The following is a 20459-nucleotide window of genomic DNA, read 5'->3' as shown; positions in this document are numbered from 1 at the left end:
CTAATGAATAAGAAAAAGCCGTGATCAATTACTAATCACGACCTCTTCTATCTTCTTTTTTCGTTTTCCACTTTCTTTTCGTCGCTTCTCCACCTCGTAAATGCCTGACCGATTTATGATACGCTAAAATTTCTTTTACTTCTTTTGCCAGAAGCGGATCTACTAAGTGGAGTCTTTCCGTCAAATCCTTGTGCACAGTGCTTTTGGAATGACCGGTTGTGCTTGCGATAGCACGGACAGTTTTTTTGGTCTCAATGACCATCTCACCTAAACGTATGCATCTATGACGAATCGTTTCGTGCACTAACTCTTCCTTTCGTTAGTAAAGGAACACTTTCCATCAATTTATGCATACGTCTTAGCTATTATGAATCAAAATGCTAGTAAGGTCTCTGGATTTACTAAAACACCATCTTGTAGTACTTCAAACTGTAAATGAACACCAGCAGTCGGGTTCCATTCATTTTCTGTTGCCGTTGCAAGCGAATCACCTTGTTCTACAACGTCTCCAGCTTTTACTAGAATACCAGTGACAGAGCGATATTTAGTTACCATACCATTTGCATGTGACAAGACGATTTCATCCCCAACAAATGGATCTAAATTGACTTCCTCTACTTTTCCACTCATTGCAGCAACTACTTCAAATGGCTCACTATTCATAGATAGAGATACACCAGTATTCATCACATAACTATGATCGAATACGAGTATCGACTTTTCACGAGTCGACTCATCTGCTTCCATATCGTAATAATGCTGTACGATTTCAACACTATCTAGCAGAGTCTCTTTAAAAGGGTATTTCATCGATTCTGCTTGGGCATTGGTTTCAATCGTTACTGAATCGGGGTCCTTACTTGCATCTGTCCATTCTGAATCCTTGACAGAATCATCACTGACATACACATTGTAGCCCCAAATCATACCTACAAAAGCTACCGAAAATCCGGCATAAATTAGTGGCCAAAACCATGGCTTTTTCGGGTTATTGTTCTTCTTCTGAGAAGTATTGTTCTTTTGTTCTTCTCTCATTTTCATCACCTCTATTTGCATTGTTTGCAAATCAAGGAGATTTTAAACATGGTGAGAATTTTTTTATTTCTGTACCTTTATAGTAATGAAGTAAAATGTCCGCAGCCAGTACAGATTCGTTGGCGAGTACCTCGGCACCATACTGACTCATCCCTACCCCATGGCCATATCCTACTGTATCTACTACTACTTTATCAGATTGAAACGTTATGGTGAAATCAGTAGAGGGTAGACCCAAGAGTGTTCGAACTTCTCGGCCTGTCCACGATTTTCCATTCATTTCAACCGATTCTACTCGGTTCGTATCTGTCTTTAGTACTTTGATAGTTTTAGGTATGTTTGAATTCCATTTCATATTAAATGCTTTCGACCATTCCCCATGTGTGAATTCAAATCGCTTTGTCCTATTTGGAGCATACATTTCCTCCGATTTACTTGGCACAGATACTAAGTAAGGAATCACATTCCCACTATAATTTTCCGCACTTTCCGTTTGACCGTTGCTGGAAGAAAAGAACATCGCTGTGATTAGTTGATCTTTGTAGACGATAATTTCCCCTTCTGTCGCGTCAATCACCTTTTTAAGTTTGTCCTCATATTGAGCGAAGGAATCCCCCCACTTCTTTTTCCGATCTTTCTCACCAACATAAACTTGTTTTAATACTGTTTTATCTATTGGTTTTTGACCGTAATTCGTATCTCTTAATACATATGTCCTTGCTGCTATAGATTGTGCCTTCAATGCCTCTTCATGAAACGTAACCGGCATTTCAGCTGCCACCACTCCAAGAACATAAGTTTCTAATGGAATCTTCTCCTTAACCCCTTTCACTTCGATTAGTATTGGACAAGCAATTTCGAGTTCCGATGTTGGCGCTGGCACCGTTTCTTCTTGTGTTGTTTTTTCTTTTATTAATAAAAACGGTAAAAACAAGAGGGCTACGCATAAGATTATAAAGAGTATGTTTTGTTTCATAGAGATACTATATGCTCGTTTGGACGGGCTCATGATTTTATTTAGGAGATAAACTATTTATAAGGTAAGTACTCAGAGAGATAAAAAACGATGTCTAATTTAAGAGTGAGAAACGTTTACTTGCTTTCGAATGTGCTTTACTTGCGCTCCATAGGAACATACTTGCTGTTTGTTATAAGTTACTTGCCCTCCTCGTTCGTTTACTTGCTTTCAATCTTGATTTACTTGCGAAACGTAAAATTTATCCATTTAGAATGTCAATTTGAAGTTAACCATTGGATATGTGGACATCGCCCATCTGTTTGAAATATATATAAGGTGAGATCACATCTTCCTAATCATTTACTTGCTCTCGTATTTAGTTTACTTGCGTTTATCGGACTTTTACTTGCTCTACTTTCTAAGTTACTTGCTCTTATGGTCCATTTACTTGCGGAGCGGCTAATTTCGACAAAAATTGCAATTTGTGGAAAATGAAAAAAGCACTACACATGTATACATGCGTAGTGCTTTACATATAGTATTAAACCAATTGAACTTTTTTCTCAGCAGTTTCGCTACCGATGCGTTCAATATCAGCGCCTAAAGCTGCTAATTTTTTGTCAAAATCGACATATCCTCTATCTAGGTGATAAAGCTCTGTAACGCGTGTGATTCCTTCTGCAACTAAACCAGCTATGATAAGTGCTGCTGCCGCTCTAAGGTCTGTCGCTGCAACTTCTGCACCTTGTAAATCGGATGGGGACTCCATAATGACCGAACGTCCTTCGATTTTCATGTTACCATTCATTCTGCGGAATTCTTCCACATGCATGAAGCGATTTTCGAAAACTGTTTCCGTTATGATTCCTGTTCCGTGAGCAGTCATCATCAATGCCATCATCTGGGATTGCATGTCTGTTGGGAAACCTGGATGCGGCATCGTTTTAATGTCCACAGATTTTAGATTTCCTTCAGAGCGAACACGAAGACCTTGTTCCTCTTCGGTAATTTCAATGCCCATTTCTTGCATTTTAGATATAAGTGCTGTCATATGTTCAGGTACTGCATTTTCAATGAGTACATTACCTTTTGTTATTGCTGCAGCAACCATGAATGTTCCAGCTTCGATACGATCTGGTATGATATGGTGTTCTGTGCCGTGTAGTTCTTCCACACCTTCAATACGAATTGTGTCGGTTCCTGCACCTTTTACCATTCCACCCATTTCGTTGATAAAGTTAGCTAAATCGACAATTTCAGGTTCTTTTGCTGCATTTTCAATAATTGTTGTACCATCTGCTAATGCTGCAGCAGTCATAATGTTCTCTGTTGCGCCTACGCTTGGAACGTCTAAATAAATTTTGGCTCCCTTAAGTCGTCCGTTTGTAGTTGCCTCAACAAATCCATGTCCAAAGGATATTACTGCACCCATTGCTTCGAAACCTTTTAAATGCTGATCAATAGGACGTGAGCCTATTGCACAACCTCCAGGAAGTGCTACTCGAGCAAATCCATTTCTCGCTAAAATAGGACCCATAACAAGTATAGATGCACGCATTTTACGCACATACTCGAATTGGGCTTCACTTGATAATTTCTTTTGTGAATCAATGATAACTTCATTCTTTTCTGGATTATAACTGACTTCTGTATTTAAACTTTTCAATACTTCATTTATTGTCAAAACATCTGCAAGTGTTGGTACATCTTTAATAACGTTTTTGCCTTTAGTCGCAAGTAGAGCTGCAGCTAATACTGGTAGGACTGCATTTTTCGCACCTTCTACTCGTACTTTCCCGTTTAACGTTTGGCCACCTTTTACAACGATTTTGTCCACTACTTTCCCTCCGCGTTCATTATCCATTTGCTTTATATAAAAGAATATGTATGATGTCAATTTTAGGTATTCAAAACAATATTCATCATACAATGTAATTAGACTATATACAAGCATCTAAAACACTATTTTTGACCTTTTCCATAATTTTTCTTGTTCTATTATACGTATTACCCAGTCTTTTCGTGTAGATAATTTTAAAATACCCCTAGCATATGCAGGTAAACCTGTTTAAATAAAAAATTTCCCAGGAAATACGTGAAGATTCTACATGCTCATACAAACTTTTCCATAATTTGCATGAGCATATAGGATCTTCTCACTCGAATAAGAATGGCAATTGGTTTGACCAACTCGTTAAATTCAAGAAAAAGTTTGCAACTATTGAGCCAATCATAATACTAGTTAAAATATAAAATAGTTGTGCTTGAAATACACGATTTTTCTTTATTATTTTGTCCATCATTAGTGCCTGTAACGCATAGAAAGATATTCCAATAAAAAAGATATTGGCAAGTATAGCAATTAGTGCTTGTTCACTATTTAATAATCCCATGATAATCCTCCTATTTTAGGCAATAGTAAAAAAAGCAGACAGAATTTAATTCTGCCCGCTTCATTTAAATCAAATTCGCCTAGGCATTTAGCTAAGAGTTGTGCAAGGATATTAGCCTATGTCATATACATTTCCATAGACCAATTATCCTCCAAGCCACTTTCGTACTAACACGATAAATTGCCTTTCAAATTCTGTCGCTTCGCCAGAGGCATTAAGATTATCCTATAAAAAGAAATAAGCTTAAATATTACCCTCATGAACGTTGATACGATTCATCGCACGTTTCAAGGCAAGCTCAGCGCGGTTGAAGTCAACCGAGTCTGATTTACCTTGAAGACGTTCTTCAGCACGTTTCATCGCTTCTTTAGCACGAGCTAAATCGATACTTGAAGCAACCTCAGCTGATGTTGCTAAGATCGACACCTTTTCAGGTCGAACTTCCACAAAACCACTGCTTACTGCTACGTACTCTGTTTTTGCCTCTTTTTTCAATTTTATTGCACCTGCTACAAGTGGTGCAACCATTGGAATATGGCCAGGTAAAATACCGATTTCACCAGATGCTGTTTTCGCGATAATCATGTCTACTTCAGAATCGTATACCGGGCCGTCGGGAGTGACAATATTGACTGTAAGTGTCTTCATATTTTTACCTCCTGGTCCGATTTATTATACTTCTACGCCCATGCTTTTCGCTTTTTCTACAACTTCTTCAATGCGTCCAACTAAACGGAATGCATCTTCTGGTAAATGGTCATATTTTCCATCAAGAATTTGTTTGAATCCTTCTACAGTTTCTTTAACTGGAACGTATGAACCTTTTTGACCTGTAAATTGTTCTGCAACATGGAAGTTTTGAGATAGGTAGAACTGAATACGACGAGCACGGTTAACTACTAGCTTGTCTTCATCTCCTAATTCATCCATACCTAAGATTGCGATAATATCTTGAAGCTCTCTGTAGCGTTGTAACGTATATTGCACTTGACGTGCTACATCATAATGCTCTTGACCTACGATTTCCGGAGAAAGCGCACGTGAAGAAGAAGCTAAAGGATCAACCGCTGGATAAATACCCATCTCAGATAATTTACGTTCTAAGTTTGTAGTCGCATCTAAGTGAGCGAATGTTGTTGCTGGAGCTGGATCCGTATAGTCATCGGCTGGTACATAAATCGCTTGGATAGATGTAACTGAACCAGTGTTTGTTGACGTGATACGCTCTTGTAATTGACCCATTTCAGTTGCAAGTGTTGGTTGGTAACCAGCAGCTGAAGGCATACGACCTAAAAGTGCTGAAACCTCAGAACCTGCTTGCGTGAAACGGAAGATATTGTCGATGAATAGAAGTACGTCTGCACCTTGCTCATCACGGAAATATTCTGCCATTGTAAGACCAGTTAAAGCAACACGCATACGTGCGCCAGGTGGTTCATTCATTTGACCGAATACCATTGCTGTTTTCTTAATAACGCCTGAATCACTCATCTCATGGAATAAGTCATTTCCTTCACGCGTACGCTCTCCAACACCAGCGAATACAGAAATACCGCCATGCTCTTGAGCAATGTTATTAATAAGTTCTTGAATAAGAACTGTTTTACCTACACCGGCACCACCGAATAGACCGATTTTACCACCTTTAATATAAGGAGCTAATAGATCTACTACTTTAATACCTGTTTCAAGAATTTCAACTTCTGTAGATAGGTTTTCAAATGTTGGAGCTTGACGGTGAATTGGATCACGACGTTCTCCAACTGGTACTTCTTCCCCTAAGTCAATAACTTCACCAAGTACGTTGAAAACACGTCCTAAAGTTACATCACCAACTGGAACAGAAATTGCTGTACCAGCATCAAATACCTCTGTACCACGCTTAAGGCCGTCCGTAGATGACATTGCAATAGTACGAACTGAGTCATCTCCTAAGTGTAACGCTACTTCTAATGTTAAAGTTGTAGGCGCTTCGTTTGGACGTTCAATCGCTACAGTTAGTGCATTATAGATAGCTGGTAAATGGCCGTTGTCAAACTTAACGTCAACAACTGGACCCATTACTTGTAGTACTTGTCCTTTGTTCACTACTGTTCCCTCCTGTCTTACTTTCTATCTAAAACTATTCTAATGCCGCTGCGCCGCCGACAATTTCCGTAATTTCTTGCGTAATTGCTGCTTGACGTGCTCGGTTGTATACTAATGTTAAATTGCTGATCAAATCAGCTGCATTGTCTGTCGCGGATTTCATCGCAGACATACGAGAAGCATGCTCACTGGCTTTACCATCGAGTAATGCACCGAAAATCAGGCTTTCCGCATACTGTGGAAGTAATACTTCTAGAATTGCTTCAGGTGAAGGCTCAAATTCATAAGAAGCAGTTGTGCCTGTTTCTACTGCAATATCCGTAAGTGGCAGTACCTTTTTCTCCGTTACTTCACTGGAGATAGCACTGACAAAGTGGTTATAGTACATATAAAGTTCATCATATGTACCATCCGTGAACATACCAACAGCTTTGTGCGCAACTTCTTTGATATCAGCAAAAGCAGGTTGGTCTGGTAAGCCGACTACTTCCCCAATTACGTTAGAACCACGCTTTAGGAAGAAATCACGTCCCATACGACCAATTGCGAAGATTACATACTCTTCTTTTGAAGAATGTCTTTCAGCTATTGCATTAGCTACAGCACGAATAACATTACTGTTATATGCGCCAGCCAAACCACGATCAGCTGTGATGACAAGATATGCAGTCTTTTTAACAGGACGAGAAGTTAACATTGGATGTCCACTATCACTAGTACCTGATGCAATTGCACCAACTACTTCTTGAATTTTCGACATGTAGGGAACATATGCTTTCGCATTTTCCTCCGCACGGTTCAATTTAGAAGCAGAAACCATTTGCATAGCTTTTGTTATCTGACTTGTTTTCTTTGTTGACGTAATTTTACTTTTAATGTCGCGTAATGATGCCACTGGTATTTCACCACCTTATTGTTTTTTTCACTTAGACAAAGGAATTATTCAGATATAGCGAAAGTTTTTTTGAATGCAGAAATTGCATTGCTCAAATCTTCATCTGAAGGAAGGTCTTTAGTCGTGCGAATATGATCTAAAACATTTGTGTGGTTTGAATCTAACCAGCTTCCAAGTTCTGCTTCAAAACGAGTAATATCTTTCACTGGAATATCGTCTAAATGGCCACGTGTTAGAGCATATAAAATCATTACTTGTTTTTCCACTTTAATCGGGCTGTTCAAGTCTTGTTTTAATACTTCTACTGTACGCACACCACGGTTAAGTTTAGCTTGTGTTGCAGCGTCAAGATCTGATCCAAATTGAGAGAATGCTTCAAGTTCACGGTATGCAGCTAAGTCAAGACGTAGTGTACCCGCAACTTTTTTCATTGCTTTAATTTGTGCTGATCCACCTACACGAGATACGGATAATCCGGCATTAATCGCTGGACGTACACCCGAGAAGAATAAATCAGATTGTAAGAAGATTTGACCATCTGTAATTGAAATTACGTTTGTTGGAATGTAAGCAGAGATATCTCCAGCTTGCGTTTCAACGAATGGTAATGCAGTGATTGAACCTGCACCAAGTGTTTCATTTAACTTCGCAGCGCGCTCAAGTAAACGGCTGTGTAAGTAGAATACATCCCCTGGATATGCTTCACGGCCTGGAGGACGACGTAGAAGTAATGAAAGTTCACGGTATGCAGCTGCTTGTTTAGATAAATCATCATACACGATCAATACATGCTTACCTTCGAACATAAATTCTTCTGCCATTGTTACACCAGCGTAAGGAGCTAGGTAAAGTAATGGAGCTGGTTGTGATGCAGATGCAGTTACAACGATTGTGTAATCTAAAGCACCTTTTTTACGAAGTGTTTCTACTACATTACGTACAGTCGATTCTTTTTGACCAATAGCAACGTAGATACAAATCATATCTTGGTCTGCTTGGTTAAGAATAGTATCGATTGCAACTGATGTTTTACCAGTTTGACGGTCACCGATGATTAACTCACGTTGGCCACGTCCGATTGGTACAAGTGCATCAATCGCTTTAATACCTGTTTGAAGTGGCTCATGTACAGATTTACGTGCCATAACCCCTTGTGCAGGACTTTCGATTGGACGAGATTTTGTAGTTGCTATAGGACCTAGTCCGTCAACTGGTTGGCCAAGTGGATTGACAACGCGGCCAATCAATTCTTTACCAACTGGAACTTCCATAATACGGCCTGTTCGACGTACTTCATCGCCTTCTTTGATGTCCGAGTATGGTCCAAGGATAACGATACCAACGTTGTTGGCTTCCAAGTTTTGCGCCATACCTAAAACACCAGTTGAGAATTCTAAAAGCTCTCCAGCCATGACATTGTCGAGGCCATGAGCACGCGCGATACCGTCACCAATCGTGATTACCGTACCAACGTCGCTAACTTTCATCTCAGATTCGTAATTCTCAATCTGCTGCTTAATCAAGACACTGATTTCTTCAGCTTTGATGCTCATGTATGTCACCTCTCATAATTCATAATATTAACCGATCAAGTTACGTTTTAAGCGATCTAATTTAGTACTTAGAGTGCTATCGTAAATGCGGTTTCCGATTTGAACACGCATTCCACCTATAATTGATGGATCTACAATGTTTTGAATATTTAAAGATTGTTTACCTACGTTTTTAGCAAATGCAGATGATACGTTTGCACGTTCTTCTTCTGTAAGTGCACGTGTAGTATATACTTTCGCTTCAGCAATACCTTGTGCTTCATTCGAAAGAATCATAAATTCAGAAATAATGTCGGATACTTCTGCTAATCTCTTCTTATCAATTAGCACTAAAAGTGTATTGATAACAATAGGGTTCGCATTAGCAAAAATTTGACGTACCAACTCTTTTTTCTTGTCTAGAGATAACTTTGGAGAAGTGAATAAAGTTTTCACATCTTTGTTACCATTCCAAACAACTTTAAGTTCACGTAAATCATTTTCGACTGCTTGTACTTCATTCTTTTTTGTTGCTAACTCGAACAAAGAGATTGCATAACGCTTAGCTACAGTTGAATTACTCAATTAACCTCGCCTGCCTTCGCAATCGTTGCCTCGATTAGCGCACGATTATCTTCTTCCGAAACTTCTTTTTCAAGAACTTTCGACGCTGCAAGTACTGAAAGTGAAACGACTTCTTCACGTACTGCTGCAATCGCTCTTTCTTTTTCTGTATCAATTTCACGGATAGCAGATTCTTTCAAACGGATAGCTTCAGTACGAGCAGTTGTGATAATTTCCTCACGAGATGCATCGCCTTGCTTTTTCGCATTTTCTACAATCGCTAAAGCTTCCGTACGTGCTTCTTTAAGTAAGTCACGTTGTTCTTCCAGTAAACGCTGTGATTCTTGGCGACTATTTTCAGCTGCTGCGATTTCACTTGCGATTAACTCTTCACGTTGAGTCATAATCCCCATAAGTGGACCCCAAGCTACTTTCTTCAATAGAACCATAAGTAAGATGAAGAAGAATAATGTTGCAAAAATATCCAAAGTATTCAACCCATCGCCATGGCCACCAGCACCAAGTACAAGGTAATCAAAAGACACGATTGTTTCACTCCTTTCAAACGCTAATAAGAGATCTTGCTTCTATTATTTAAATAGTGATCATTGTTTTCTAGTTCATATGTTTTGTTACTCATAAAGAGAATGGCGGATTAGGACCCGCCATTAAGACTTGCTTTTACTTATTATTTGTTTAATACGATGAACGCGATAACTACTCCGATAATTGGAATCGCCTCAACTAATGCTACCCCGATGAACATAACTGTTTGTAAAGCTCCACGTGCTTCTGGTTGACGAGCGATACCTTCTACTGTTTTTGAAACGATTAAACCGTTACCAATACCTGCACCAAGTGCTCCTAAACCTACTGCTATAGCTGCTGCTAAAAGACCAACTGAACCTACCATTGTGTAATTTCCTCCTTGGAATGTTGTTTTTATTTTTTTCTGCTTAAGAATCTAAACAGTTATATTAATGGTCTGCTGACACTTTATGTGACATATAAACCATTGTTAACATAACGAAAATGAATGCTTGGATTCCGCCTATAAATAGTGAGAAACCTTGCCATGCCATTGCTGGGATAATTGCACCAACAAAACCTAAAGCACCATAGCCTGTTGCTAAACCTGCGATTAGTCCTAAAAGAACTTCACCTGCATAGATATTACCGTAAAGACGAAGACCGAGTGTCAACGTATTTGCGAATTCCTCGATAATTTTTAATGGGAATAAAAACGGCATTGGCTTTAAGTATGTATCTACTGCGTAGCCCTTCATACCTTTCATCTTTATTCCATAATAGTGCGTTAAAATGATAACCATTACTGCTAGCGTCATAGTAACTGTTGGATCTGCCGTTGGGGATTTCCACCATAGAACTCCATCATATGAAATGGAGAATGGAAGCCCTAATACGTTCGCTACTGCGATAAACATAAGAAACGTTATTCCAAGAACATGGAAACGTCCGCCAGTTTGCCAGTCAAAGTTACTTTTAATGATCCCTTTCACGAAGTCCATTATCCACTCCATGAAGTTTTGCATACCAGTGGGCTTCATCTTTAAGTTTCTAGTTGATAAAAAGGCAATCAAAAATACTATCAGTGAAGTCACTGCTAACATTAATATGTTGGACCAGTTCCCTGTCATCCCTAGAAACTCAAATGTGGGATTTGCATGTTCCACGATTAATTCACCTCTCTTTCACATTCTCATTGCTGATTTTTTACAAGATACATAATACGTTCTACAACAAGTAAAACATAGGGAATCATTAATCCGATAACTGTACTGATGAGATGGAAATACTCTGGAAGGGCAAGTGCAATTGCTACAGCGGCAACACCCGAAGCGAATCGTAATGTTGTACCTAAACCTGCTCGTCCTTTTCCACTTTCAAGCACACGATCAAATTTCTCCATTCTACGGACTAGAATCCAGAAATTATACAAACCAAATAAAGAACCAAGTGCCAAGCCTGCAAAAATTGTCGAATAAGGTGTTAAACCCCAACCTAGCGCACAAACTGCAAGCAAAAAGAACATATACTTCTTTTGCTTCGTAAATATACTTTGCATTTCTAGCATTGATCTTTAATCTCCTGAATCATATTTTCGAATGGTAGCAACTACTGTTAACTTGCAACTGTAAAGTTTACAAGAAAACATATTACTAGTATTACTGGAGTGGTTCTATTATCCCTTTCATTCACATCTCAGTGAATGAGTTAGAACCGATAAGCTGTGAGAGAATCGCAGAATACAATGCTTTCCCTTTAAATAGGACGTCTAAGTACGACGTAAAAAGAATCCTCACAGTTTTTCCTTATTAAGTAAAAACTGTGAATCTAGTAGAAAGTTAATCTGACGAGTGTTTCAAGCATGAAACCCCTATCATGATTATCCTTTGTAAGCATACAATAGGGGCAAAATGATGTCAATTGCTTAGTGAGAAAAACTTAGAATAGTAAATCTTCCCGACATTTTATTGACAAATTTAAAAATTTCACTACAATTGGATAATTTTTGAAAACAATATTATTTTGTACCAAACAAACGGTCACCGGCATCCCCTAATCCAGGAACAATATATCCGTGATCATTTAGTTTTTCATCTAGAGCTGCGATATAAATATCTACGTCTGGATGTGCTTTTTGAAGAGCTTCCACTCCTTCAGGTGCTGCGATTAAACACATAAACTTGATGCTAGTCGCTCCACGTGTTTTAAGAGAGTTAACCGCTTCTATAGCTGAACCTCCTGTAGCAAGCATAGGATCAACTAAAATAAAATCACGTTCTGCTACATCTGCAGGAAGCTTCACGTAATATTCCACCGGTTTTAGTGTTTCTGGATCGCGGTAAAGACCAATATGTCCTACTTTTGCAGCAGGAATTAACTTAAGAATTCCATCGACCATTCCTATTCCAGCACGTAATATAGGAACTATCCCTAATTTTTTCCCTGCAAGCACTTTAGATTTTGTAAGTTGAACTGGAGTTTCTACTTCTGTTTCCTCCAATGGCATTTCTCGCGTAATTTCAAACGCCATGAGTGTAGCAACCTCATCCACTAATTCACGAAACTCTTTTGTACCTGTTTTTACATCGCGAATATATGTAAGTTTGTGTTGGATAAGAGGGTGATCAAATACAAATACTTTTGGCATACAGCAGCATCTCCTTCGATTTTATTTAAATTCTATTAATTATACCAAAAAACGTGAGATACAAACAGTAATCCCACGTTTTTAATATTGCGTCTATTTTCTCCAAGTCTAGATGTTTGTAAACCACTATTGAGAGTAAGTTAAAGGTCTTAGTAATATTTTCTTCATGACTATGCGCTGCTCAAATTCTAGTGCCTCTCTTCTAATGGAAATAACTATCTATAAATATGAGTATTTTGTTTGTAGATAGAGGTTAATGGTGGTTTGGAAAGGGTTCTCAAGTAAATTTCTATTGAGAGCAAGTAAACAACACAGCACGACAATAAATTATTATCTCGCAGTAAAATTTCTTCTTATTGGCAGTTCCTAATCGGATATCCGCTGCCAAAAGTTATGGTAGGATTAAAGAGCTCAGAGAATAGAGCTACCTTTGTAATAAATTTCCGTTTCGCAAGTAATACTTCTTCGAGAGCAAGTATTTGAATAAGGAAAGCAAGTAACTGGTAGAGGAGGGCAAGTATACTCCTAATCAGCGCAAGTAAACAACACGACACCGCAAGTAAATGGTTCTTTTGCAGTAAAATATCCGCTTGACACTTCCTAATCGGTTTGTGCTGACGCAAATCTAGTCACGGTGGGATTTAAGAGCATAGAGAATAGAATTATTTTTGTAATAAATTTCCATTTTGCAAATAAAACCTCTTCGCGAGCAAGTATTTGAATAAGGAAAGCTAGTACCAGCTAGAGGAGAGCAAGTAAACTCCTAATCAGCGTAAGTAAACAACACGACACCGCAAGTAAATGATCATGTTGCTATATAATCTCTCCTTATAGATTCAGACTTACTATAATTAGTAAGGAAATTAGGAAAAAAATGAATAAATTGTCGATTACTCGGTTTCTTCAGTTATTCTGGTGACTTACCTGATTGTTCAGGTGGTTCTCCCCTAGATTCTTCATAACGTTTACCGGCAATATCAGTACACAAAAAAAGCCAGCTACTGTAGTGAAGTAGCCGGCTTTAATACTATTTATTTATTCGTATAATGGGAAGTTGCTTGTTAATGTTGCAACTCTCTCTTTTGCTTCTTTTAGGACTTCTGCATCCTCAGTATTTTTTAATAGTTTTGCAATGATAGATGCGATTTCTTTCATTTCTGCTTCTTTAAATCCACGAGATGTAACAGCTGGTGTACCGATGCGAACACCTGAGGTGATGAACGGACTTGCTGTATCAAATGGAATTGTATTTTTATTGACTGTAATTCCAACCTCGTCAAGTACATGTTCTGCTACTTTACCAGTTAGCTCAAGAGCAGATACGTCTAGTAGCATAACATGGTTATCTGTACCACCAGAAACGATACGGATTCCTTCTGCAGTTAGACTGTCTGCTAATGCTTTAGCATTAGCAATTACTTGTGCTTGGTAATCTTTAAACTCTGGTTTTTGAGCTTCACCAAACGCCACAGCTTTAGCTGCAATTACGTGCATTAATGGGCCACCTTGAATTCCCGGGAAAATCGTTTTATCAATTTTCTTCGCGAACTCTTCTGTAGTTAAGATCAATCCACCACGTGGTCCACGTAATGTTTTATGTGTTGTAGATGTTACAAAATGCGCATGTGGTACTGGGTTAGGATGAAGACCAGCAGCTACTAAACCTGCGATATGAGCCATATCTACAAATAGGTAGGCACCAACTTCATCTGCGATTTCACGGAATTTTGCGAAGTCAATAGTACGAGAATATGCACTTGCTCCAGCAACGATCATTTTCGGCTTATGCTCTAACGCAATAGCACGAACTTCTTCGTAATCGATTAGTTCCGTTTCTTTGTTAACACCGTACTCGATAAAGTTATATTGAATACCACTAAAATTGACTGGAGAACCATGTGTTAAATGCCCACCATGAGACAAATTCATCCCTAGGATTGTGTCGCCCGGCTGTAGTGCAGTCATGTAAACTGCCATATTAGCTTGAGAACCTGAATGTGGTTGCACATTGGCGTGTTCAGCACCGAAAATTTCTTTCAATCGATCGCGCGCAATATTTTCCACTACATCGACATGCTCACAGCCACCATAATAACGTTTACCAGGGTAACCTTCTGCATATTTATTGGTCAGTACAGAGCCTTGAGCTTCCATTACAGCCTCTGATACGAAGTTTTCTGATGCGATTAACTCAATATTCGATTGTTGACGCTTTTTCTCTGCTAACATTGCCTCATATACTGCTGGATCTTGTGATAAAATTTTCTCCACTATTCGTTCCTCCTCCAAATTCATCCGTAAAATGCACGCTCTCCGCCAATTAGCTTAGGACGTGTTTTCGCAATCGATACGATTGCTTCCCCAATTTTTTTTATGGACAAGCGAATTGGTACAGCTACTGGCTGAAGCTGCATACCAATCAAGGTTTGTCCTATATCAATGCCTGCATGTGCACTTACATGCTCGACTACAACAGGGTCATTAAAATGTGTGTATGCAAATGCAGACATAGAGCCACCTGCACGAACTACTGGAATAACTGATACTTCTGGTAATCTATATAGTAATTGAGTTTTTCTTTCCATTGTTATGGCGCGATTAATATGTTCGCATCCTTGAAAAGCCAAATGGATATTGTTGCGGTTTGCAAATGCTTGTAAAGGGGTGAATAAAACCTCGGCAACTTCTAAACCGCCTGCAGTTCCAATTTTTTCACCAATAATTTCTGAAGTCGAACATCCAACTACAAACAAATCATTTTCATGAAACACTATTTGCTGCTCCACTTCTAAAAGAAGCTGTTCGATTTGTTCTACCCACAAACTTTTTGCTTCCATAAGGAACCCCTTCTTCTATGCGTTTTCTATTTCTGTAATTTTTTCTACTCGACGTAAATGACGTCCACCTTCAAAATCCTGCGCAAGCCAAGTTGAAACTATTTCTCTTGCAAGCCCTGCTCCAATAACACGCTCACCCATTGCAATAATGTTAGAATCGTTATGATTTCTAGTAGCCTTTGCAGAAAATACATCATGAACTAATGCACAACGGATACCTTTTACCTTATTTGCAGCAATAGACATTCCTATACCAGTACCACAGATTAAAATACCACGATCGAAACTACCATTTGCCACACCTTCTGCTACTGGCATTGCAAAGTCTGGAAAATCAACAGAATCATTACTTTTTGGTCCAAAATCTTCATATGATAATCCTAATTCTTCAAGAAGCTGCATAATTTCCTGACGAAGATTATTTCCGCCATGATCGGAAGAAATTGCAATTTTCAACTCGTTCCCTCTTTTCTGTTATCCCGGTTTAACAGTCTGTAGAATCCCCACAATTTTTCAAAAGAAAATTAAAAGAAACAGGTGAAGGATAAACAGCCTGTAAATCCAGATTGATTTAACTAACCATCAATGGAAGATGAAGAAAAATCCACTGTTGGAAGTTTCACTTTATTACTCCTTAACATCATACCATTTTTCTATATAAAAAAACACAACTCACACAAAGTGAGTTGCATTATTTTCGTTAAATTTGACTAGTTTACGAAAGTTTTAATGAAAAAATTTAAAAGAACAAACAATAATCATTAAAAACCGAACATTATACTGTTTTAACCTAATTAAGTTCGTGTTTCATTTCTAACTTTAAATTCCATTCAGAATTAGTTTGTTTTCCGATCAAATTGAGATATTACTTTAAATAACTCTTCCGATTGTTGCTTTAATCCGAATGATACGGATTCAATTTGCTCAATGGAACGAGCTTGTTCATCCGTAGCACTGCGAACCTCTTCTGCTCCCGCGGATGTTTCTTGGGCAATAGCTGCTACTTCTTGTGACTGGCGCGCCGTACTTTCTATATTTGTTAATTGTTTTTCCACTAGAGAGGAAATTTCAACCACCGATTCCGCCATCTCATGAATCTTTGCAGACATTCCTTCAATTGCTTCATTTGTTTCGGAAACACGTTTAGCTTCCCCAACAGCAAAGCTTACTTGGTCCGTCATCTGATGAACGACTGTTTGTACATCTGTTTGTATTGCTAATATCAATTCAGAAATACCTTGTACTGCTTTAGCACTTTCATCCGCTAATTTACGAACTTCCTCAGCAACGACAGCAAATCCTTTACCGTGTTCTCCAGCACGTGCTGCTTCAATAGATGCATTTAGTGCAAGCAAATTCGTTTGTGCCGCAATATCTCCAACCAACTGTATAATACTTTCTACTTTCCCTGCATTCTCTTCTAATTGATGAACATTTCCAAGGGCAGCCTCATTACCAGAAGCAATTTTTTGAATCCCGTTTACTAACGATTGAATAACATCCGTAGTTTGAGATAAACCTGTTATCATTTCTTTAGATTGTTCAGAAGATTTTTCTGCACGAAGATTTACCTCTGAAGCTAATACTCGTACGTCTTCTACTGATTCAGCTGTTTCTTGAACTGCTACTGCCGACTGCTCAGCGCCTTCTGAAATTTGGGCTATCGTATGTGCGATTGCTTCTGCTTGCTCTGAAGCCGCGGATGATTCTACTGAAAGCTGTTGTACTGTTTTATTTGTTTTGTCAAAGTTATCTTCAATACTTTGCACCATTTCTCTTAAATTCACTAACATAGACTGAAATGCGATAGCTACCGACTGTATCTCATCTTTCGATTTCGGTACCTCGACATCAACACCAATTTTTCCTTCTGAGGCTAATATTGCGACTTTTTCTAAGTTGAATAAAGGCTTGATAAGAAGACCACTGAAGAAATAAGCTAGAATACCAGACCATAAAATTCCAAGTGCATATGTCGCAATTTCAAATCCCCAAGAATTTGTTGCTCCATCAAACAATAACGGTTGTATAAAGCGGATAAATAAAGCACTTGTTGTATACGTAATTAATGCCAAAATAGCTACAAATAGCACAATCTTCTTTTGAAGACCAAAACTGTGCTTTTTCTTTTTTTCGTTCATCCCATTTCCCCCTGTAGTTTTTTCACTAGTTCATCTGTTAATACTTGTAGTTCTCGCAAAGTATTTTCATATGTAAACAAATCTCCCCCATATGGATCTGATACATCCTTGACATCATCAGGGGTTACAAACTCTTTGTACATATACACTTTTGAAATTGCATGAGGGAAACCTAAAATAATTGCGTGTTTGTGAGAGGCAGTCATTGTTAGGATAAGATCTGCCCAGTCTACTAGCGTCTCATCTACCGCAGATGAAGTATGCGTAAATGGAATCATTTCCTTTTCTAATACTAATTGGCTGTTCCGAGATATATGTGCGCCTTGCGTAGCATAGATGCCAGCAGAGCGAACCCCCATACCATCGATGTTTCGAGACTTTAATAACGCCTCGGCAATTGGACTCCGACATGTGTTACCTGTACAAACAAACAGAATATTCATAGATCTATTTCCTCATCTCTAGTATATATTAATTAGTCCTATAATTGTTTTAAAAATTGTTAAATATTTCGTAACGTGATAATACCCATCAACAAAATAAGCACTCCTGCAAGTCTTAAAATAAGCGCTCGGTTCATAAATGTATGTTTAAATATAACCTTTTGCGCTATAAATACGGCAATATAGGAAAAAAATCCGGCACTTAATATAAATACAAACTTTTCTAATTTAAGCATACCAAACGAAACACTTACTGAAAAGGTATCTAAACTCGCAAATACCGCAAGTAAGTAAGGAGACAGAAGTGGTACCTGTTTTGGAGATTGAGCTAAAATCATTTGTAATCCTACTAGCGACAAAAGGATACCCGATAAGTAAGGACTTGCATACGCCAAATAGTTCTGAACGACCACACCTGCATAATATCCGATTAACGGAAAAAGCATATGTAATGATGCCACCCATGCAGCCAGTGTAAAAATTTGCTTACGATATACGACCAATGAAAATAAAATAAGTACGTCTACAGACATTAAGGCGCCTGCTAAAATTTCACGCCACAAAAAAATCTCCCCCGTCTATTTGCATATTTAAATGTATGCAAGTAGACGAGCGAGAATACGATATTAGATATGAAACCATTTACCATTTGCTGCTTTTTCTAGACGATTCATAATTGCCATTCCGACTCCTTCTTTAGAGAGAACTGGCACTAGAATAATATCGACATCTGTTTCATCACAATTTCTTAAAGCCTGATACAGTAAGTGTCCTGCATCACCCAGTTGATTTTCTTTACCTAATGAAAAGAAGTAGTCTCCTTTTATCTGACTAAATAAATCACTAGCGATTATCGCTATTTTTTTCTGTTCACTATGTATTTTTTTTACTGCTTGTTGGACTTTCGTTATAGAATTTTCTATTAAATAGACCGGAGAATCAGGTGCATAATGTGCATATTTCATACCTGGCGCCCGAGGTGCGTCCTCATGATCTGTTGATTTTGCTACACTAACTTGCCCAATCACTTTTTCTAACATTTCTTTCGTCACTCCACCTGGACGAAGAATTGTAGGTGTTTCACTCACAAAATCTATTACAGTAGATTCTAATCCTATGCCTGTTGTTCCACCGTCTAAAATAAGGGGTATCTTTCCAGCTAAATCATGGAATACATGCTCCGCTTTTGTGGGACTTGGTTTTCCACTTTTATTAGCACTAGGAGCAGCAACAGGTTGCTTTAATTGTCTCAATAACTCTAGAGCTACACTATGTTCTGGCATTCTAACTCCTACTGTTTGTAGACCAGCTGTCACATTTTTCGCCAAAGTATCTGGTTTCAGTGGCAGGATCAGTGTTAATGGACCTGGCCAAAACATATCCATACATACTTCTGCAAGTTTTGGTATATCGTGAGTAAATGCACTTATCTCCTCTTTGGAACCAATGTGGACGATGAGTGGATTATCTTGTGGTCTGCCTTTAGCTTCAAATATTTTAGCTACAGCTTCTTCGCTTGTGGCAATCGCACCCAATCCATATACAGTTTCAGTTGGAAAAGCTACTACTTCCCCTTTTGTTAATAAATCCACAGCCTGTGTATAACTCGACTTATTTGTTGATAGATTATCCACAATTGTAATTGTAGTTTTCATGTTAGTTTTGCTCCTTCCCTCTGCACTTATCCACAAAATGTTGATAACTTTCAGAAAATTGTTAGTAACTATGTGGAAAACTTCTTTTTTAACCATTCCCATACCCAGAATTTAGGTTTTTCCTCTTTCACTTCTTCTTTATAGCATACCTTTGGAAAAAGTGCGCACCACCAATTATCCCCTCTTGCATTACCAATAGATATAACAATCGATTCTGTCATCACTTGGGAAGAGATTCCTTCGTTCCAAACTTTCGGCGGAAAACTTGCCAGTCCTTTAGTAATTGTAATATTAGTGTTTAAAGAACTTGATAGTTTCTCAATAGCTTGCTCTAAGTCGTTATACGTTTTTTGTGGATTATTTTCATAGTTTAATAAAATTGGTTCTATGTGGTGTTTCACGTCATTTTTCACTTGTTGGTCTTCGATTGTATTGCTATTAGCTATTAGTCGGAAACGAATACCTTCTACTTCTTCTCCTTGTTGAAATAGTAAAAACAAACAGAATTGAATTAGTAATAGCATCCATACGAAGAAAATCACTGCATCTATTTGTTTTCCAATGCTCGGTGCTTTTTTAATCTCGTAATCTGGTAACATATAACATTCCCCCTTAGGAACATTGTTACCAGTAGATTCATATTTTATTCAGTGATTGAGTGAAATCTTAAAAATTAATTATTACTAATTACCGAAATCCCCAAAAAAGTTGATTCTCACTCCAACGAACTTTCATGTTTTGAA

At 38.2% G+C, this 20459-nt stretch carries 23 protein-coding genes; all 23 read right to left on the bottom strand.

What is annotated here, in order from left to right; all coding sequences use genetic code 11:
* Positions 1-31: 31 nt before the first annotated feature.
* Positions 32-304, bottom strand: a complete 273-nt coding sequence (locus MKY60_RS03625; RefSeq protein WP_090565602.1) for a sporulation transcriptional regulator SpoIIID — start codon at positions 302-304, stop codon at positions 32-34.
* A 68-nt stretch (positions 305-372) separates the two neighbouring features.
* Entirely contained in the window at positions 373-1035 is a 663-nt protein-coding gene (locus MKY60_RS03620; protein ID WP_090565604.1) for a M23 family metallopeptidase, read from the bottom strand.
* Between the two features lie 31 nt (positions 1036-1066).
* A complete protein-coding gene (gene spoIID, locus MKY60_RS03615) occupies positions 1067-2011 on the bottom strand; it encodes a stage II sporulation protein D (protein WP_241595153.1) in 945 nt (314 codons plus the stop codon).
* Positions 2012-2534: 523 nt separating this feature from the next.
* A complete protein-coding gene (gene murA / locus MKY60_RS03610) occupies positions 2535-3830 on the bottom strand; it encodes a UDP-N-acetylglucosamine 1-carboxyvinyltransferase (RefSeq protein ID WP_090565608.1) in 1296 nt (431 codons plus the stop codon).
* A gap of 319 nt (positions 3831-4149) precedes the next feature.
* Positions 4150-4386, bottom strand: a complete 237-nt coding sequence (locus MKY60_RS03605) for a DUF1146 family protein (RefSeq protein ID WP_090565609.1) — start codon at positions 4384-4386, stop codon at positions 4150-4152.
* 243 nt (positions 4387-4629) lie between these two features.
* Positions 4630-5034: a F0F1 ATP synthase subunit epsilon gene (locus MKY60_RS03600; RefSeq protein ID WP_093493840.1), complete on the bottom strand. Its 405-nt coding sequence runs from the start codon at positions 5032-5034 to the stop codon at positions 4630-4632.
* Positions 5035-5058: 24 nt separating this feature from the next.
* A complete protein-coding gene (gene atpD, locus MKY60_RS03595; RefSeq protein WP_090565613.1) occupies positions 5059-6474 on the bottom strand; it encodes a F0F1 ATP synthase subunit beta in 1416 nt (471 codons plus the stop codon).
* 34 nt (positions 6475-6508) lie between these two features.
* A complete protein-coding gene (locus MKY60_RS03590; protein ID WP_090565615.1) occupies positions 6509-7369 on the bottom strand; it encodes a F0F1 ATP synthase subunit gamma in 861 nt (286 codons plus the stop codon).
* A 44-nt stretch (positions 7370-7413) separates the two neighbouring features.
* Positions 7414-8922 carry a F0F1 ATP synthase subunit alpha gene (atpA, locus tag MKY60_RS03585; RefSeq protein ID WP_090565617.1) on the bottom strand — a complete coding sequence of 503 codons (1509 nt, stop codon included), beginning with the start codon at positions 8920-8922 and terminating at the stop codon, positions 7414-7416.
* Between the two features lie 27 nt (positions 8923-8949).
* Complete coding sequence (locus MKY60_RS03580; RefSeq protein ID WP_090565619.1) at positions 8950-9486, bottom strand: F0F1 ATP synthase subunit delta; 537 nt, start codon at positions 9484-9486, stop codon at positions 8950-8952.
* Positions 9483-10010: a F0F1 ATP synthase subunit B gene (gene atpF / locus MKY60_RS03575; RefSeq protein ID WP_241595151.1), complete on the bottom strand. Its 528-nt coding sequence runs from the start codon at positions 10008-10010 to the stop codon at positions 9483-9485. The genes MKY60_RS03580 and atpF overlap by 4 nt, the downstream gene beginning before the upstream one ends.
* Positions 10011-10153: 143 nt before the next feature.
* A complete protein-coding gene (gene atpE, locus MKY60_RS03570; protein WP_090565623.1) occupies positions 10154-10378 on the bottom strand; it encodes a F0F1 ATP synthase subunit C in 225 nt (74 codons plus the stop codon).
* A 64-nt stretch (positions 10379-10442) separates the two neighbouring features.
* Positions 10443-11159 carry a F0F1 ATP synthase subunit A gene (gene atpB / locus MKY60_RS03565; RefSeq protein WP_090565625.1) on the bottom strand — a complete coding sequence of 239 codons (717 nt, stop codon included), beginning with the start codon at positions 11157-11159 and terminating at the stop codon, positions 10443-10445.
* A 26-nt stretch (positions 11160-11185) separates the two neighbouring features.
* A complete protein-coding gene (locus tag MKY60_RS03560; protein WP_241595149.1) occupies positions 11186-11560 on the bottom strand; it encodes an ATP synthase subunit I in 375 nt (124 codons plus the stop codon).
* A gap of 450 nt (positions 11561-12010) precedes the next feature.
* Positions 12011-12640, bottom strand: a complete 630-nt coding sequence (gene upp, locus MKY60_RS03555; RefSeq protein ID WP_090565628.1) for a uracil phosphoribosyltransferase — start codon at positions 12638-12640, stop codon at positions 12011-12013.
* 1035 nt (positions 12641-13675) lie between these two features.
* The gene (gene glyA / locus MKY60_RS03550) at positions 13676-14935 is read right to left on the bottom strand and encodes a serine hydroxymethyltransferase (RefSeq protein WP_245402334.1); all 1260 of its coding nucleotides are present in this window, start codon (positions 14933-14935) and stop codon (positions 13676-13678) included.
* On the bottom strand, positions 14932-15477 hold the full coding sequence (locus tag MKY60_RS03545) for a TIGR01440 family protein (protein ID WP_241595147.1): 546 nt from the start codon (positions 15475-15477) through the stop codon (positions 14932-14934). The genes glyA and MKY60_RS03545 overlap by 4 nt, the downstream gene beginning before the upstream one ends.
* Before the next feature lie 15 nt (positions 15478-15492).
* The gene (rpiB, locus tag MKY60_RS03540; RefSeq protein ID WP_090565634.1) at positions 15493-15933 is read right to left on the bottom strand and encodes a ribose 5-phosphate isomerase B; all 441 of its coding nucleotides are present in this window, start codon (positions 15931-15933) and stop codon (positions 15493-15495) included.
* Positions 15934-16313: 380 nt separating this feature from the next.
* Positions 16314-17618: a methyl-accepting chemotaxis protein gene (locus MKY60_RS03535; protein WP_090565635.1), complete on the bottom strand. Its 1305-nt coding sequence runs from the start codon at positions 17616-17618 to the stop codon at positions 16314-16316.
* A complete protein-coding gene (locus MKY60_RS03530; protein WP_090565637.1) occupies positions 17615-18061 on the bottom strand; it encodes a low molecular weight protein arginine phosphatase in 447 nt (148 codons plus the stop codon). Before MKY60_RS03530 ends, MKY60_RS03535 begins: the two co-directional genes overlap by 4 nt.
* Before the next feature lie 59 nt (positions 18062-18120).
* Positions 18121-18624 carry a manganese efflux pump gene (locus tag MKY60_RS03525; protein WP_241595145.1) on the bottom strand — a complete coding sequence of 168 codons (504 nt, stop codon included), beginning with the start codon at positions 18622-18624 and terminating at the stop codon, positions 18121-18123.
* Between the two features lie 63 nt (positions 18625-18687).
* Positions 18688-19716: an L-threonylcarbamoyladenylate synthase gene (locus MKY60_RS03520; RefSeq protein ID WP_241595143.1), complete on the bottom strand. Its 1029-nt coding sequence runs from the start codon at positions 19714-19716 to the stop codon at positions 18688-18690.
* 68 nt (positions 19717-19784) lie between these two features.
* Entirely contained in the window at positions 19785-20315 is a 531-nt protein-coding gene (locus MKY60_RS03515) for a stage II sporulation protein R (protein ID WP_241595141.1), read from the bottom strand.
* Positions 20316-20459: the final 144 nt, after the last annotated feature.

Source organism: Psychrobacillus sp. FSL K6-1415, assembly GCF_038003185.1.
GTDB lineage: Bacteria > Bacillota > Bacilli > Bacillales_A > Planococcaceae > Psychrobacillus > Psychrobacillus psychrodurans.
This window is presented reverse-complemented; position numbering and strand designations above follow the sequence as displayed.